The sequence below is a fragment of the Streptomyces xanthochromogenes genome (genome assembly GCF_014650455.1).
GTDB classification, from domain to species: Bacteria; Actinomycetota; Actinomycetes; order Streptomycetales; family Streptomycetaceae; genus Streptomyces; species Streptomyces xanthochromogenes.
On the sequence record NZ_BMUZ01000005.1, the window covers coordinates 164,018 to 179,956 of the forward strand.

Annotated in this window: 14 protein-coding genes; 4 read left to right on the plus strand and 10 right to left on the minus strand. The window is 71.2% G+C overall.

What is annotated here, in order from left to right:
* Nucleotides 1–24: 24 nt before the first annotated feature.
* Entirely contained in the window at nt 25–387 is a 363-nt protein-coding gene (locus IE267_RS14935) for a VOC family protein (protein ID WP_167159368.1), read from the minus strand.
* Between the two features lie 10 nt (nt 388–397).
* Entirely contained in the window at nt 398–1,246 is an 849-nt protein-coding gene (locus IE267_RS14940; protein ID WP_167159366.1) for a trans-aconitate 2-methyltransferase, read from the minus strand.
* A 131-nt stretch (nt 1,247–1,377) separates the two neighbouring features.
* Between IE267_RS14940 and tamR the strand changes: the two genes are divergently transcribed.
* The gene (gene tamR / locus IE267_RS14945) at nt 1,378–1,875 is read left to right on the plus strand and encodes a MarR family transcriptional regulator TamR (protein WP_161245849.1); all 498 of its coding nucleotides are present in this window, start codon (nt 1,378–1,380) and stop codon (nt 1,873–1,875) included.
* On the opposite strand, the gene IE267_RS14950 is transcribed toward tamR, so the two are convergent.
* On the minus strand, nt 1,834–2,601 hold the full coding sequence (locus tag IE267_RS14950; protein WP_161245848.1) for a response regulator transcription factor: 768 nt from the start codon (nt 2,599–2,601) through the stop codon (nt 1,834–1,836). The genes tamR and IE267_RS14950 overlap by 42 nt on opposite strands.
* Before the next feature lie 262 nt (nt 2,602–2,863).
* On the opposite strand from IE267_RS14950, the gene IE267_RS14955 reads away from it, so the two are divergent.
* Nucleotides 2,864–3,307: a GNAT family N-acetyltransferase gene (locus tag IE267_RS14955; protein WP_189763565.1), complete on the plus strand. Its 444-nt coding sequence runs from the start codon at nt 2,864–2,866 to the stop codon at nt 3,305–3,307.
* Between the two features lie 367 nt (nt 3,308–3,674).
* Here the strand turns inward: IE267_RS14955 and galK are convergent, their stop codons facing one another.
* Genes galK through galT form a run of 3 tightly spaced genes read right to left on the minus strand, consistent with a single transcriptional unit; the run spans nt 3,675 to nt 6,833 of the window.
* The gene (gene galK / locus IE267_RS14960; RefSeq protein ID WP_189763566.1) at nt 3,675–4,856 is read right to left on the minus strand and encodes a galactokinase; all 1,182 of its coding nucleotides are present in this window, start codon (nt 4,854–4,856) and stop codon (nt 3,675–3,677) included.
* Nucleotides 4,813–5,781 (minus strand): UDP-glucose 4-epimerase GalE, encoded by a 969-nt coding sequence (galE, locus tag IE267_RS14965; protein ID WP_167159360.1) that lies wholly within the window; start codon nt 5,779–5,781, stop codon nt 4,813–4,815. The genes galK and galE overlap by 44 nt, the downstream gene beginning before the upstream one ends.
* Nucleotides 5,778–6,833, minus strand: a complete 1,056-nt coding sequence (gene galT / locus IE267_RS14970) for a galactose-1-phosphate uridylyltransferase (RefSeq protein WP_189763567.1) — start codon at nt 6,831–6,833, stop codon at nt 5,778–5,780. Before galT ends, galE begins: the two co-directional genes overlap by 4 nt.
* A gap of 229 nt (nt 6,834–7,062) precedes the next feature.
* Between galT and IE267_RS14975 the strand changes: the two genes are divergently transcribed.
* Both IE267_RS14975 and IE267_RS14980 read left to right on the plus strand, forming a co-directional pair.
* The gene (locus IE267_RS14975; RefSeq protein WP_167159355.1) at nt 7,063–8,733 is read left to right on the plus strand and encodes a sodium:solute symporter family protein; all 1,671 of its coding nucleotides are present in this window, start codon (nt 7,063–7,065) and stop codon (nt 8,731–8,733) included.
* 14 nt (nt 8,734–8,747) lie between these two features.
* The gene (locus IE267_RS14980) at nt 8,748–9,023 is read left to right on the plus strand and encodes a hypothetical protein (protein ID WP_161248531.1); all 276 of its coding nucleotides are present in this window, start codon (nt 8,748–8,750) and stop codon (nt 9,021–9,023) included.
* Between the two features lie 91 nt (nt 9,024–9,114).
* Here the strand turns inward: IE267_RS14980 and IE267_RS14985 are convergent, their stop codons facing one another.
* The 4 genes from IE267_RS14985 to IE267_RS15000 form a co-directional block, all read right to left on the minus strand.
* Nucleotides 9,115–9,792: a helix-turn-helix transcriptional regulator gene (locus IE267_RS14985; protein WP_161248529.1), complete on the minus strand. Its 678-nt coding sequence runs from the start codon at nt 9,790–9,792 to the stop codon at nt 9,115–9,117.
* A 297-nt stretch (nt 9,793–10,089) separates the two neighbouring features.
* Nucleotides 10,090–11,973: an outer membrane protein assembly factor BamB family protein gene (locus IE267_RS14990; RefSeq protein ID WP_189763568.1), complete on the minus strand. Its 1,884-nt coding sequence runs from the start codon at nt 11,971–11,973 to the stop codon at nt 10,090–10,092.
* Nucleotides 11,974–12,018: 45 nt separating this feature from the next.
* Nucleotides 12,019–13,737, minus strand: a complete 1,719-nt coding sequence (locus IE267_RS14995; RefSeq protein ID WP_229861186.1) for an outer membrane protein assembly factor BamB family protein — start codon at nt 13,735–13,737, stop codon at nt 12,019–12,021.
* A gap of 305 nt (nt 13,738–14,042) precedes the next feature.
* The gene (locus tag IE267_RS15000) at nt 14,043–15,848 is read right to left on the minus strand and encodes an ABC-F family ATP-binding cassette domain-containing protein (protein ID WP_167159351.1); all 1,806 of its coding nucleotides are present in this window, start codon (nt 15,846–15,848) and stop codon (nt 14,043–14,045) included.
* Nucleotides 15,849–15,939 lie beyond the last annotated feature (91 nt).

Below are 15,939 nucleotides of genomic sequence, written 5' to 3' on the forward strand. Positions count from 1 at the left end.
GCGAGGGGGCGGGGCGTTCCCGTTTCAGGCGAGCGGCTCCAGGAACTCCAGGCGGTTGCCGACCGGGTCCTCGGAGTAGAACCGCCGGTGGCCGGGCAGGTTCTCGTCCCAGACGACCGGTGCGCCGTGTTCTTCGAGCCGCCGGGCGTACGCCTCGATCGAGGTGACCCGAAGACCGGGGTGGGCCTTGCGCGCGGGCCGGAAGTCCTCCTCGATGCCCAGGTGGAGCTGGACGTCCCCGTACCCGAACCAGCAGCCGCCGCGGGTGGCCAGCGGCGGGGGCTTGGGGATTTCGGTCATGCCGAGGACGTCCTCGTAATACGTCCTCAGCCGCGGCTCGCTGCCCGGTGGGGCGGCGAGTTGGACGTGGTCGACAGCGGCGAGCACCGCCGGGCTCCTACTTCTTCCTGGCGACGGCGAAGATCCGGCGGAAGGGGAAGACCGTGCCGTGCGGGCCCGGCGGGTAGGCCTCGCGCAGGCGGTCGCGGTATTCGGCGAGCAGGGCGTCAATGGCCTCCTGGTCGCCGTCGAGGGCGGTCAGGACGGGGCGCAGGGCGGTGCCCTTGACCCAGTCGAGGACGGGGTCGGGGCCGGTCAGCAACTGGCAGTAGACGGTTTCCCAGACATCGGTCTCGCAGCCGAGGTCGGCGAGGCGGGTCAGATAGTCGGCGGGCTCCAGGATGTGGACGTAGCGGCGGCCGTGGTCGTCGAGGCGGCTGCGCCAGCGCGGGGACTCGCAGAGTTCGGCGAGGATCGCGTGGCTGGGCGAGGTGAAATTGCCCGGGACCTGGAAGGCGAAGGTGCCTCCGGGCGTCAGCCCGTCGATCCAGGCCGGGAACGACTCGGGGTGGTTGGGGACCCACTGCAGGGCGGCGTTGGAGACGATCAGGTCGTACGGCTCGCCGGGCGTCCAGTGCGTGGCGTCGGCGACCTGGAAGTCGAGCCAGCCGCCGCCCGCGGTGGTGCCGGCGTAGTCCTTGTCGGCCTGGGCCAGCATCTGCGGGGAGAGGTCGAAGCCGGTGATGCGGGCATCGGGCCAGCGGTCGGCGAGACGGACGGTGACGTTGCCGGGGCCGCAGCCCAGGTCGGCGATCCGGGGCGAGAGGCCGCCGGTCGTGGGCAGGTCGGGTATCCGGGTGAGCAGGTCCAGGAACGGGCGGGTGCGGTGCCCGGCGTGACGCAGATACTGCTGTGGGTCCCAGACCGGCGGCCCGGGTGGTGTGGTCGACGATGAATCGGAATACATGTTCGAGCCCCCTTGCAGGTACGGCTGGGCGAAGCGGAACAGGGTCCCGGCCCCTCCATGCCCAATGGTGGCTCGATATATATCTTGACGTCAAGAGACTTCACATCGAGGGACCCTCTACACTGATCGACATGGAGGACGAGGTCGACCGATTGGTCGCTGCATGGCGCCGAGAGCGCCCGGACCTCGACGTGGAACCACTCGAGGTGCTCAGCCGGGTCAGCAGGCTGGCCCGCCATCTCGACCGGGCCCGCAGACTCGCGTTCGCGGAGCACAGCCTGGAGCCCTGGGAGTTCGACGTCCTGACGTCTCTGCGCCGCGCCGGGGCGCCCTACCAGCTCTCCCCCGGCCAGCTCCTGACGCAGACGCTCGTCACCTCGGGCACGATGACCAACCGGATCGACCGGCTCGCCAAGAAGGGCCTGGTCGAGCGGCTGCCCGACCCCAGCGACCGGCGCGGGGTCCTGGTGCGGCTCACCCCCGAGGGACGCGACCGCGCCGACCAGGCGCTCGCGGGGCTGCTCGATCAGGAGCGGGCCATCCTCGGCGAGCTCAGCCGTCAGCAGCGGGGTGAACTGGCCGCGCTGCTACGCCAGTTGACCGCCCCGTTCGACAACATCCCCGGCTAGGTCGACCGGGCCCACCCCGGCCCGGCGGGCCAGCGCGACCGCCGCGAGCGTGGAGTGCACCCCCAGCTTGCCCAGGACGTTCTGCATATGGGTCCGCACGGTGTGCGGGGACAGGAACAGCCGCTCGGCGACCGCCTTGCGCCCGAGCCCGGCCACCATGCAGCGCAGCACCTCGCGCTCGCGCGGGGTGAGCGACTCCACCAGCCGCTCGGACTCGGTGCGGTGCTTGCGCGCGGCCGTCAGCTCCCGCAGTACGCCGGTGAGCAGCGCGGGCGGCAGGTGCGTCTCGTCGCGCAGTACGCCCCGGATCACGGCGAGCAGCCGCTGCAGCGAGCAGTCCTTGGCGACCCAGCCGCACGCGCCGGCCTGCAGGGCGAGGGCGGCCCGGCGCGGGTCGTCCTTCTCGGCGAGTACGACGGTACGCACCGCGGGCTGGCCCGCACGGACGCCCGCGACCAGCGAGATGCCGTCGACCAGGCCGTCCGCACCACCGCCCTCGGGGACCACACGGGCGACCGGGACCGCGGCCGATGCGCCCAAGTCCGCGTCGACGAGCATCACATCGAATCTGCGGCCCTCGGCCGCGCCCCGCTCCAGGCAGCGCAGCGCCGCGGGGCCGCTGCCGGCCGCGGCGACGTCCACATCGGGCTCCGCGGCCAGGGCCGCGGCGAGCGACTCGGCGAAGATGCGATGGTCGTCCACCACGAGAACTCGGATACGTACCAAGTGACACCCCCAGGGTCCGGTGACGGACCGGTACGGGTACGCCGCCCGGAGCCGGGCGACCGCAGTCGCACGGCCGCCGCCGTGCACTGAGTTCTACCCCACCCCGGGCGACGTACCCGACTGTCTCGCCCCCTGATCAACACCGGCCCCCACCGGTGCTGTGCATCAGCGTAGGGCCGTGAGCTGTGAGCGGAAGGCACTTTGCCGAACTGAGGGAACCCGTCCGGCTACTTGGCGTGTGCGCCTGTTTAGGGTGAGTTCCATGTTTCGTCTTGAGACAGAAGTGGACAAGACCCGTCAGGCGCAGCTGGGGCAGCACCTGCGGAACACCAACACCGAGCGGTCACCGGCCCTGCGGGCCCTGCGGGGGACGCCGGCCGAGAAGGAAGTGCCGCTCCACGTCTGGGGGTTGACCGAGGAGGGCCTGCTGGCCGGGGGGCTGACGGGGCGGACCTGGGCGGGCTGGCTGCACGTCGACCTCCTGTGGGTCGACGCGGGGCTGCGGGCCGAGGGGCTCGGCACCCAACTGCTGGCCCGCGCCGAGGAGTTGGCGCGCTCCGAGCGGGGGTGCGGGTTTGCCCGGGTGGAGACGTGGGACTTCCAGGCGCCGGGGTTCTACCGGGGGCGGGGGTACGAGGTGGTGGCGGTGATCCCCGACTATCCTCCGGGGGCCACGGAGTACACCCTGACCAAGCGCCTCGCCTGACCAACCGGGGCTCCGCCCCGGACCCCTGGGGGGATTTGCCCACCCCCCCCATGACGGGCTGAAATGCCCTGATGTGGCCCAGCGCCGCTTCTTCAGGGGCGCGAGGAACTGCGCGAGAAGCGAGCACGGTCCGCGGCCGAGGACGGGGTTGGGGGCGCGGGGAACTGCGCGAGAAGCGAGCACGGTCCGCGGCCGAGGACGGGGTTGGGGGCGCGGGGAACTGCGCGACCAGCCACCCGCGGTCCGCACCCGAACCACCGGGCCCGGTCCGGGGCGGAGCCCCGGCGCACCCCGGGCGGCGGCCGAACCCACCTCCCCCCGGGCGGAGCCCCGGCGCATCCCGGGCCCGGTGGGTGCAGAGGCACCCTCAGGACAGGCGGTGCGCCCCCCGCGAGGGGACCGCCTCGAACAGTCTCGGGGCCGTCAGCGACGCCCGTTCGAAGGCCACGGCCAGGGCCTTCGAGACCGCGTCCAGCGCCGCCTCCTCGGCCAGGACGATCGCCGAGCCGCCGAAGCCCCCGCCCGTCATCCGCGCCCCGAGCGCCCCGGCCGCCACGGCCGTGTCCACCACCAGGTCCAGCTCCGCGCAGGACACCCGCAGATCGTCCCGGAGGGAGCCGTGGCCCTCGGTCAGCACCGCGCCCACCGCGCGGACGTCGCCCGCCGCGAGCAGCCCCGCCACCCGCGCCACTCGCTCGTTGTCGCTCACCACGTGCCGCACATACCCCCGGACCGCCTCGGAGGACAGCTCCCCCAGCGCATCGGGGAGTCGCGCGTAGGGGAGTTCGCGCAGGGTGCGTACACCCAGCTCCCGCGCGCCCTGCTCGCAGCCGGCGCGCCGCCGGGCGTACGCGCCGTCGCCCAGCGCGTGTTTCACGCGGGTGTCCACCACCAGGAGCCGCAGCCCCTGGGCGGGCAGGTCGAAGGGGATGTGACGCGTCGTCACGTCCCGGGCGTCCAGGTGCAGCACGTGGCCCTCCGTGCAGCACGCGGAAGCCGTCTGGTCCATGATCCCGCACGGCACGCCCGCGAACGCGTTCTCCGCCCGCTGTGCCAGCGCGGCCAACTCCGGCATCGAAAGCGGCAGTTCGTACAGGTCGCGCAGGGCGAGTGCCGTGACCACCTCAAGGGCGGCCGAGGAGGACAGGCCCGCGCCCGTCGGCACCGTCGACGTCAGGTGCAGGTCCGCACCCGGCACCGCGTACCCCGCCTCGCGCAGCGCCCACACCACGCCCGCCGGGTAGGCGGCCCAGCCCGCGCCGGACAGCGGCTCCAGCTCGTCTGCGCGGAGCTCCACGACGGGGCCCTCGACGTCGGCCGAGTGGATCCGCAGGACCCCGTCGGTGCGCCGGGCCACCGCCGCCACCGCCGTGTGCGGCAGGGCGAGCGGCATGACGAAGCCCTCGTTGAAGTCGGTGTACTCGCCGATGAGGTTGACCCGGCCGGGTGCGGCCCACACCCCTTCGGGCTCGTATCCGTACAACTCCCGGAAGGCGGCGCTCACTTCACTCACCGTCGTGCTCCGCCCTCTGGGCGAAGGCCCAGGCATCCGCCACGATCGCGGCGAGGTCGGCGCGCGAGGGCTGCCAGCCGAGACGCTCGTGGGCGCGCGAGGCGGAGGCCACCAGGACCGCCGGGTCGCCGCCGCGCCGGCCGGCGACGACCTCGGGGATCTCGTGGCCGGTCACCTTGCGCACGGTCTCGACGACCTCGCGGACCGAGAACCCGTTGCCGTTGCCGAGGTTGCAGACGAGGTGCTCGCCGGTGGTCGCGGCGTCCAGGGCGAGCAGGTGCGCCTCGGCCAGGTCGGCCACGTGGATGTAGTCGCGGACGCAGGTCCCGTCCGGGGTGGGGTAGTCGTCGCCGTAGATCGAGATGAACTCCCGCCGCCCCAGGGCCACTTGGAGAACCAGGGGGATCAGGTGGGATTCCGGGGCGTGCCGCTCCCCGCGGCTTCCGTACGCGCCCGCCACGTTGAAGTACCGGAGGGACACCGCGGCCAGGCCGTGGGCCGCGCACTCCCCGGCGATCATGTGGTCGACCGCCAGCTTGGAGGCGCCGTAGGGGCTGGTGGGGGCGGTGGGGTCGGTCTCGGTGATCGGGGTCGAGACGGGTTCGCCATAGGTGGCCGCGGTGGAGGAGAACACCAGCGTGCGGACGTCCGCGTCCCGCATCGCGGCGAGCAGTGCCATCGTGCCGCCGACGTTGTTGGCCCAGTACTTCTCGGGGACCACCACCGACTCACCGACCTGCGAGAACGCCGCGAAGTGGAGGACGGCGTCGAAGGACGCGTCGAGCCACTGGGCCGCGTCCTGGATGCGGCCCTCGACGAAATCGGCCCCGGCGGGCACGGCTTCGCGGAAGCCGGTGGAGAGGTCGTCGAGGACGGTCACCGCGTGGCCGGCCTCGACCAGGTGGGCCGCCACCACGCTGCCCACGTATCCCGCGCCACCCGTCACCAGGTACTTGCTCACTTGCTGGCCACCTCTCGCAGTCGCTCGGCCGCGGCCTCCGGCGGCACGTCGTTGATGAACACGTTCATGCCGGACTCGGAACCCGCGAGGTACTTCAGCTTGCCGGAAGTGCGGCGGATGGTGAAAAGCTCGAGATGGAGCCCGAACTCGTCCCGGTCGACGGCACCCTCGCCCCGGAACGGCGCCTGGTGCCAGGCGGCGATGTAGGGGGTGGGCGGCTCGTCGGGGCCGAAGATCCGGTCGAAGCGGCGCAGGAGTTCCAGGTAGATCCGGGGGAATTCGGCGCGCGCGTCCTCGTCGAGCGCGCGCAGGTCGGGCACGCGGCGCTTGGGGTGGAGGTGGACCTCGTAGGGCCAGTGGGCGGCGTACGGCACGAAGGCCACCCAGTGTTCGCCCTCCAGGACCACCCGGTCGCCCTCGGCGAGCTCGCGCCGGACCACGTCGTCGAAGAGGTTGCGGCCGCCGGTGCGCTCGCGGTGTTCGGCGAGCGAGCGGAGCATGAGGGCGGTGCGCGGGGTGGTGAAGGGATAGCCGTAGATCTGGCCGTGCGGGTGGCCGAGAGTGACGCCGATCTCGGCGCCCCGGTTCTCGAAGCAGAACACCTGCTGGACCTGCGGGAGTTCGGCGAGTTCGGCGGTGCGGTCGGTCCAGGCCTCCAGGACGAGGGCGGCCTGGTCCTCGGTGAGGTCGGCGAAGGACGCCTCGTGGTCGGGGGTGAAGCAGACGACCTCGCAGCGGCCGGAGTCGCCGGCGAGCGAGGGGAAGCGGTTCTCGAAGACGACGACGTCGTAGTCGTCCGCCGGGATCTCGCTGTCGCGCCCCTCGCGCGAGGGGCACAGGGGGCAGGCGTCGGCGGGCGGCAGATAGGTGCGGCCCTGGCGGTGCGAGGCGACGACGACCGTGTCGCCGAGCAGCGGGTCGTGGCGCAGCTCGGACGCGGTGCAGACCGGGTCGAGGGGGCGGCGGTCGGTCTCGTCCCGGACGAGGTCGTCCCGCGCGTCGTAGTAGAGCAGCTCACGTCCGTCGGCGAGCCGGGTCGACGTCTTCTTCACCTGCAACCTCCACCATCCAACAGAATCGCACACAACAAACCACAAGCCAACAGCGTGCGTCAATGGGCGCGCAAGCGGCTGCCCCGGCCCCAACGATCACTGCCAGCAAGGACACCGAAACGCACCCTCGATCACAATCAAACAAACAATCTCATCAAAACTGTTCAGTTTCTGAACATGGAGGCGTAGGTTCCCGTCCGGATCAGTAAGCGCGACGAAGCGAGTACGCATGCAATATCTGGCCGCGGGGCTCCGGCTCCCCACCAACGGGCTCGACTACACGATTCTGGCGATCTACTTCATCGTCGTTCTGGGCATCGGCTTCGCCGCCCGCGCCAGCGTGAAGACCAGCCTCGACTTCTTCCTCTCCGGCCGCTCGCTGCCGGCCTGGGTCACCGGCCTCGCCTTCGTCGCGGCCAACCTCGGCGCCACCGAGATCCTCGGCATGTCCGCGACCAGCGCCCAGTACGGCGTGGCGGTCGTGCACTGGTACTGGATCGGCGCGATCCCGGCGATGGTCTTCCTCGGGCTCGTGATGATGCCCTTCTACTACGGCTCGAAGGTCCGCTCCGTACCGGAGTTCCTGCTCCAGCGCTTCGACAGGTCGGCGCACCTGCTCGCCTCGGCGCTGTTCGCGTTCGCCGCGGTCCTGATCGCGGGCGTCAACCTGTACGCCCTGTCGATCGTGGTCGAGGCGCTGCTCGGCTGGCCGCAGTGGGTGGCGATCGTGGTCGCCGGGCTCTTCGTGCTCGCCTACATCACCATCGGCGGCCTCTCCTCGGCGATCTACAACGAGGTGCTCCAGTTCTTCGTGATCCTGGCCGCGCTCATACCGCTGACCATCCTCGGCCTCAAGCGGGTCGGCGGCTGGGACGGTCTGACCAGCTCGCTCAAGACCAGTCACGGCCACAACTTCCTGTCCGCGTGGGGCGGCACCGGCATCGGCCAGTCCAACCCGCTCGGCGCGAACTGGCTGACCATCGTGCTCGGCCTCGGCTTCGTGCTGTCCTTCGGCTACTGGACCACCAACTTCGCCGAGGTGCAGCGGGCGCTGTCCGCCAAGAACCTGAGCGCGGCCCGGCGGACCCCGCTGATCGCGGCGTTCCCGAAGATGTTCATCGTGTTCCTGGTGATGATCCCGGGCCTGGTCGCGGCCGTCCTCGTGCCGAAGATCGGCACCCCGGGCTCGTCCCTCACGTACAACGACGCGATCCCGCTGCTCATGCAGGACCTGCTGCCCAACGGTGTGCTGGGCATCGCCGTGACCGGTCTGCTCGCCGCGTTCATGGCGGGCATGGCGGCCAACGTGTCGTCCTTCAACACCGTGTTCACGTACGACATCTGGGCCAAGTACGTGAAGAAGGACAAGCCCGACAGCTACTACCTGCGCTTCGGGCGGCTGATCACGGCGATCGGGGTGCTCGCCTCGATCGGGACGGCGTTCATCGCCTCCTCGTTCTCCAACATCATGGGCTACCTCCAGACCCTGTTCTCCTTCTTCAACGTGCCGATGTTCGTGGTGTTCGTGATCGGCATGTTCTGGAAGCGGGCATCGGTGAAGTCCGGTGTGTGGGGCCTGTTCGCGGGGACCACGGCCGCGATGGTCAACTACTTCTGGATCTACAAGCAGGGCGTCATCTCGATCCCGACCGACCAGGGCGCCAACTTCGTCTCCGCGATCGTCGGGTTCGTGGCGGGCGCGGTGGTCATGGTGGCCGTCACCCTGTTCACCGCGCCGAAGCCCGCCGCCGAGCTGGCCGGCCTGGTGTACGGGACGAAGTCGCCGGGTGTCGAGGAGCCGCCCGCCGAGGGCGACAGCGCCTGGTACCGCAAGCCCGCCCTGCTCGGCTGGGGCGCGATCGTGCTCGCCGCGCTCTGCTACGTCCCCTACTCGTTCTGACCGGAGGCCAAGACATGTCCGAACTGCAGCGTGAAGTCTCCGAGTTGGAGAAGAAGTCGGCGTCGGCCGCGCGGCTCTTCGACATCCGCCGGATCATCGGCGGCCTGTTCACCCTGTACGGGGTGATCGTCGGCGCGGCGGGGGTCTTCGCCTCCGACGCGGATCTGAAGAAGGCGCAGGGCATCAACATCAACCTGTGGACCGGGCTCGGCATGCTGGTCCTCGGGGTGTTCTTCCTCGTGTGGCTGAAACTGCGGCCCACCGCTCCCCCCGTCCCCGAAGAGGGCTGAGCCCGAGCGGAGCCGGCCCGCGGCACGGCCGGACCCGAGGGCGGCCGAGCGATACCGGGGCGCCCCGGCCGGGGCCCGAAGTGGGGCCCGGCTAGGGCGCCTTGACGTGGGTGGCCCGGTCGAGCAGGCCCGTCCGCGCGGCGAGCGCCGCGGCCTCCAGGCGGGAGCCGACCCCCAGCTTCATCAGGACCCGCTGGACGTGGGTGCGGGCGGTGGAGGGCGCTATGCCCATGCCGGCCGCGATCAGACGGGTGTCCTCTCCGTCCGCGACGCGGACCAGGACCTCGACCTCGCGCGGGGTCAGCAGGCTCAGCAGCCGCTGGCCCTCGTCGTCGGGCTGGGCGGCGGGGTTGAGGAGTTCGGCGAAGGCGCCCTGCAGGAGCTGCGGGGCGACGGCCGCCTCCCCCGCCCTGGCCTTCACCATGGCCCGCTCGACACCCTCGATGCGCTCGTCGTGGCGCACATAGCCGGACGCCCCGGCCGCGAACGCCGCCGCGATCCCGCGCGGGCTCGGCACCGGGCCGAGCACCACCACGGCCACCTGCGGCCGCTCCCGTTTGATCCGCACGATCGGGTCGAACACACCGGGTTCGGCGGGCGCCGCCGTGCCGAGCAGGCACACCTCGGGTGCCCGGCTCACCACCAGGTCGGCGGCCCCGGCGACCGGAGCCGCCGCGGCGAGGACCCGGTGGCCCCGCAGTTTCAGCGCCGAGGCGAGTGCCTCGGCGAGCAGCCGGTGGTCGTCGACCACCATGAGCCGCACGCCCATCGAGCTACCCCCATCCCCCGGCCCCTCTTGCCCCGGCAAGCTACACGCTTGTTCGACGCCGCGCGCCGCTTACCTGTAAGAAGCCCCCAGAATGCCGAATTCTCCTGCATTCAGGCGTGGTTGAGGAAGTGCGAGGAGAGGCGAAACGACAGTCTCGGCCGTTTTCCGACGTCCCGCGCGCCCCCGACCTGCGGCGGGAAGGCCCGGGGAAGGGCGGCGGGAAAGAGGCGGGAAAAGGCGAAAGCCCCGCCGGACGGGAGCGGACTTCCGTCGGCGGGGCCTTCGTCGGGCGGCGGCTCAGCCGGTGCCGGTCGCCATGAACAGGAACTTCTTCTCGGAGTCCGTCGCCGAGTACGGCTTGCTCAGGAGCTGCGCGCCCAGGTACAGGCGGCCGTTGCCGTAGAGGATGTCGGCGTACTTCCCCGAGAACGACGTGATCGCGTCGCGGACGGACCGGTCGGCCGGGTTCTCCAGGAGCACCGTCGACTTGAGGGAGGCGCCGTCGATGCTGACGACCTGGGTGCCCTTGTCGTACGGGGCGTTCTTGTAGGCGATGACGTTGTTGCCGTCCATGCGGAGCGGGAACATCGTGTAGCCGTCGCCCGCGTCCGCCTTGCCGGGCACGGCCTGGCCGGTGGTCAGGTCGAAGGCGAGGATCTCGTTGGTGCGGCCGAGCGAACCGGAGGAGCCGCTCACGGCGTTCTCGTGCTCCTCGGTCGGCACGTACAGCTTGCCGCCGCCGGCCACCACCATCGTGCACTTCTCGACGGAGGTGCTGTCGCAGTCGGCCGAGTACTTGTCGCCGGGAGCCGGGATGCGCGCGAGGAGCTTGCCGGTCTTGTCGTCGACGGAGAAGAAGTCGGAGATGCCGCTGCCGTCGCCCGCGCTCTCACCGACGTCGGCGGCGAGCACCAGCGGCTTGGTGGAGACGATGTGGGCGTAGTCGATGCCGGGCATCATCTTGTACGTGGAGATCGGCTGGCCGCTCTTGGGGTCGAGGGGCTGCACGTTGATGGTGGGCTTGTCGTAGTCGCCGCACTTGCGGACGGCCACGAGCGCGTCCCCGCCGCCGTAGCCGACGTCCTTGCACTGGTCGGCGGTGGTGGTGGGCTTCCACAGTTCCTTGCCGGTGGTCAGGTCCCAGGCCGCGCCGCCGTCGAGGCCACCGGCCGCGACGGTGCCCGCCCCGACGGTGATCTCGTCGAACCTGGTCTTGCGGTCGCCGTTGGCGCCCTTGATGTCGGCCTGCCACAACAGCTTGCCGGTGTTGAGGTCGAGGCCTGCGACCTCGGTGCAGGAGGCGTACTTGGAGCCGCCGTCCTGGCTCTCGAAGGCGAACGCGGTCTTGCCGTCGGCCGAGGTGTGGGTGCTCGCCTCGCAGACGTTGCCGGTCAGCGGCAGCTTCCAGAGCTGGGTGCCCTTGGCGGGGTCGTAGCCGACGATCTCCTTGACGCCGGCCTTGACGTACACCTTGTCGGTGAGCCAGGAGCCGTGCACGGAGGTGAGGTCGGTGACCTTGGGCTGGGGGGTCTGGAAGAGCACCCTGGCGGCGGTGTTGGCGGGTGCCTTCTCCTTGCCGCCGCCCCCGGTCGCGGAGCCGCCGTCGCCCTTGGCCCCGCCGGTGTCGCCCTGGGCGCTGTTCTTGCCGTCGTCCTTGCCGGAGGCGTACCAGATGCCGCCGCCCACGATCAGCGCCACCGCGACGACCGCCGCGATGATGATCGTCAGCTGGGTGCTGGGCTTCTTGCCGCCGGGCTGCCCACCGGGGCCGGGCGCACCCGGCACCCCGTACTGCGGCTGCATCGGCTGGGTCGGGGGCTGGCCGGGATAGCCGTAACCGGCCTGCGCGGGCTGGCCCGGGTAGCCGTAACCGGCCTGCGCGGGCTGGGTCGGCGGCTGGCCCGGGTAGCCGTAGCCCGGCTGCGCGGGCGGTGTCTGCGGGTAGCCGTAGCCGGGCTGCTGCGCAGGTGCCTGGGGGTAGCCGTAGGCCGGGGGGCCGGCCGGCGGCGGGGTGTTCGGGGGGCCCGCCGGGGGCGGCGGGGTGGCGGCGCCGAAGCCGCCTGCGGGGGGCTCCTGGGGTGCTCCGAAGCCGGGGGCCGGGGGCTCCTTGGGGGCGCCGAAGCCCGGGGGCGTGTCCTCGGGGCGCGGGGGCTGCTGCGGTGGCTGGGGTGGCTGGCTCATGCCGGGGAACCTCTGACTGGAAGGCGGGGAAGGGGAGTTGGGGCGTTACTTGCCGAAGGACAGGAGTGCGTTGTCCTTCTTGTCGCCCTTGGGGCTGTTCACCCGCCCGTTGAGGATGAACACGCGTCCGCCCGCCCAGGTGATGCGGGGGCCGAAGAAGTACTCCTCGGTGCCGGCGGCCGCCGAGGGGCTCTGCAGCGTGATCTTAGGAGTGCCGCCGGCGGTGGGCAGGGTCGCGACCGCGGCCCCTTCCTCGTCGATGCCGGGCTCGATGTAGAGCACGACCTTGCCGTCCTCGACGGCGAGCGGCTGCGCCATGCGGCCCGTGGGCGCGGCCGCGTGCCACTTCTCCTTGCCCGTGCCGAGGTCGATGGCGACGATGTCGTTGCTGCGGCCCACCCCGAGCTCGCTGCTGTCCTTGCCCTCGGTGGAGATGTAGAGGGTGTTGGCGTCGGCGGCCGTGCCCGAGCAGTCCTGGAGCTGACGGTCGACGATGCCCAGGCCGCTGCAGTTCGCGGTCAGTTGGGACTTGGAGTCGACCTGCGAGCGGAGCTTGCCGTCAGCGGTGAAGGTGGAGATGTTCCACGACTTCTTGTCCTTGGTGGCGTAGACGACGAGCGGGTCCATCGAGTAGATGCGCTGGATGGACCAGCCCTTCTCGTACTGGAAGTTCCACTTGGTCTTGCCGGTGGCCGGGTCCAGCTCCTGGATGAGCTCCGACTGCGGGGCGTCCATGTCGGTGTTGTTGGGGTCGCGGCAGGTGCCGACGGCGATGAGCCGGGGGCCGCCCGCGAACGAGTCGGCGCCGCAGTTGCCGGTCTTCGGGGTGCCGAAGAGCTGCTTTCCGTCGGCCATGGAGTACGCGCTCGCGTTGCCCATGCGGCCGACGGCCACGGTGTTGCCGCTGATCGCCATGTCGAAGGTCACCATGGCGTCGAAGAGGTTCTCCTTCTTCACCGTGACCTTCCAGCCGGCCTTGGCCGCCGCCAGGTCGACCATCTGGACCTGGTTGCACTTGGCGTCCTTGTCGTTGTTCTCCAGGACGCCGAAGGCGATCTTTCCGTCCGACGTGGTGTCGTGCGGCGCGCCGCAGATGGGGGTGTCCAGGGGCACCTTCCACTTCTGCTTCCCGTCGGCGGCGCCGTAGCCGACGACCTCCTTGTACATGGCCTTCACGACGACGTCGCCGAGGCGCCAGGGGCCGTACTGCTCGGCGCCGTTCTGGGTCAGCGCCGTCTCGTTCTCGAGCAGCCACACCGGCGCCTCGCCGGGTTTGATCCCGCTGTTGATCCCGCCGTCGGACCCGGCGCGGCCGGTGCCCTTGCCGTCGCCCTCGTCGACGGACGGGGAGCCGGAGGGGGCCGCGCCGTGGCTCTTGTCGGCGACGGGCTTCTTGTCGCCGCCGCCGCTCGTCGCCAGGTACACGCCGCCGCCGACGACCAGGAGGCCGGCGACCGCCGCGGCCACGATCAGGGCGGGCCTGCCCTTGAACGGGTTCTTGCCGCCACCGCCCTGCGGCGGCATCGGGGCACCGGGGTACTGCGGCTGACCGGGGTAGCCGTAACCGCCCTGCTGCGTCTGCGCGTACGGGTTGGGCTGCGTCGGGGGCTGGCCCGGGTAGCCGTAGCCGCCCTGCTGGGGCGGGGCCGCCGGGTAGCCGTAGCCCGGCTGCTGCCCGGGAGCCTGCGGGTAGCCGTAGCCGGGCTGCCCGGCCGGCGGGGCCGGGGGCATCTGCGGCGGCTGGGCCGGCGGAGCGGCCGGCATCTGCGGCGGCGTGGCCGGCGGACCCGGCGGCTGCGCGGGCGGTCCCTGGGGCTTGTCCTGCGGTGCTCCGAAGCCACCCTGCGGTGGCTGCGAACTGGGCGGCTGCGTCACAGCGAGATACCCCCGAATTTGCGTCTTTGCGTCTTTACGCCAGTCGAACGGAGCTACTTTCTATCACTCGGAGCAGGACGTGCTACGGGCCGGTCGCCCCTGTTCCCAAGGGAGGACCGGCCCGTAATGCCGCCGTTACTGAGTCCGCACGCCGTCTCTACGCAAGCGCCGCAACACGTCCGCAGGGGCGGGCGTCAGGCGTCCTCGGCCAGTTCGAGCCAGCGCATCTCCAACTCGTCGCGCTCGACGATCAGTTCACGCAGTTCGGCATCCAGTTTCGCCACCTTCCCGAAGTCCGTGGCGTTATCGGCGATTTGCGCGTGCAGATGCGTCTCGCGCTCATTGATCTTGTTGAGCTGACGCTCGACCTTCTGGAGTTCCTTCTTGGCGGCGCGGGCGTCCTGGGCCGAAACGGCGCTCGTGGGCCGGGCGGCGGGGGCCGCGGCCGGCGCGGGCGCGGACTCGATCATCCGCTGCCTGCGCTCCAGGTACTCGTCGATGCCGCGCGGCAGCATCCGCAGCGCGGCGTCGCCGAGCAGCGCCCAGACGTGGTCGGTGGTGCGCTCGATGAAGAACCGGTCGTGGGAGATGACGACCATGGAGCCGGGCCAGCCGTCGAGGAGGTCCTCCAGCTGCGTCAGCGTCTCGATGTCGAGGTCGTTGGTGGGCTCGTCGAGGAAGAGCACGTTGGGCTCGTCCATGAGGAGCCGCAGCAGCTGGAGCCGCCTGCGCTCACCGCCGGAGAGGTCGCCGACCGGCGTCCACTGCTTCTCCTTCGAGAAGCCGAACTGCTCGCAGAGCTGACCGGCCGTCATCTCGCGGCCCTTGCCGAGGTCGACGCGGTCCCGGATCTGCTGGACGGCCTCCAACACCCGCAGCGCGGGCGGGAGTTCGGCCACGTCCTGGGAGAGGTAGGCGAGCCTGACGGTCTTGCCGACGACGACCTTGCCCGCGGCCGGCTGCGCCTCGCCCGCGGTGCGCCAGGCCTCGGTGAGCGCGCGGAGCAGCGAGGTCTTGCCCGCGCCGTTCACCCCGACCAGGCCGATGCGGTCGCCCGGGCCGAGCTGCCAGGTGAGGTGCTTGAGCAGCAGCTTCTCACCGGCCTGTACGGTCACGTCCTCCAGGTCGAAGACGGTCTTGCCGAGCCGGGCGTTGGCGAACTTCATCAGCTCGCTGGTGTCGCGCGGCGGCGGCACGTCGGCGATGAGCTCGTTGGCCGCCTCGATGCGGTAGCGCGGCTTGGAGGTACGGGCCGGGGCACCGCGGCGCAGCCAGGCCAGCTCCTTGCGCATCAGGTTCTGCCGCTTGACCTCTTCCGTGGCGGCGATGCGCTCGCGCTCGGCGCGGGCGAAGACGTAGTCGGAGTAGCCGCCCTCGTACTCGAAGACCGAGCCGCGCTGGACGTCCCACATCCGGGTGCAGACCTGGTCGAGGAACCAGCGGTCGTGGGTGACGCAGACGAGTGCGGAGCGCCGGGCCTGGAGGTGTCGGGCGAGCCAGCTGATCCCCTCGACATCGAGGTGGTTGGTCGGCTCGTCGAGCACGATCAGGTCGGGCTCGCCGATGAGCAGCTTGGCGAGCGCGATGCGGCGGCGCTCGCCGCCGGACAGCGGCGCGATGACGGTGTCCAGGCCCTGCGCGAACCCGGGCAGGTCGAGCCCGCCGAACAGGCCGGTGAGCACATCGCGGATCTTGGCGTTGCCGGCCCACTCGTGGTCGGCGAGGTCGCCGATGACCTCGTGCCGCACGGTGGCCTGCGGGTCGAGCGAGTCGTGCTGGGTGAGCACGCCGAGCCGCAGCCCGCCCACGTGGGTGACGCGGCCGGTGTCCGGCTCCTCCAGCTGCGCGAGCATCCGGATGAGGGTGGTCTTGCCGTCGCCGTTGCGCCCGACGACACCGATCCGGTCCCCTTCGGAGACGCCGAGGGAGACTCCGTCGAGCAGGGCACGGGTCCCGTACACCTTGCTGACTGCCTCGACATTGACCAGGTTGACGGCCATTTCACTCCTGAGCAGGGGGATGGATCGTCGTCCAGAGTAGTCGCCGCGCGGGGGTGGGCGGCCTGCGGTGGGCGATCAAGGGATCGCGCCC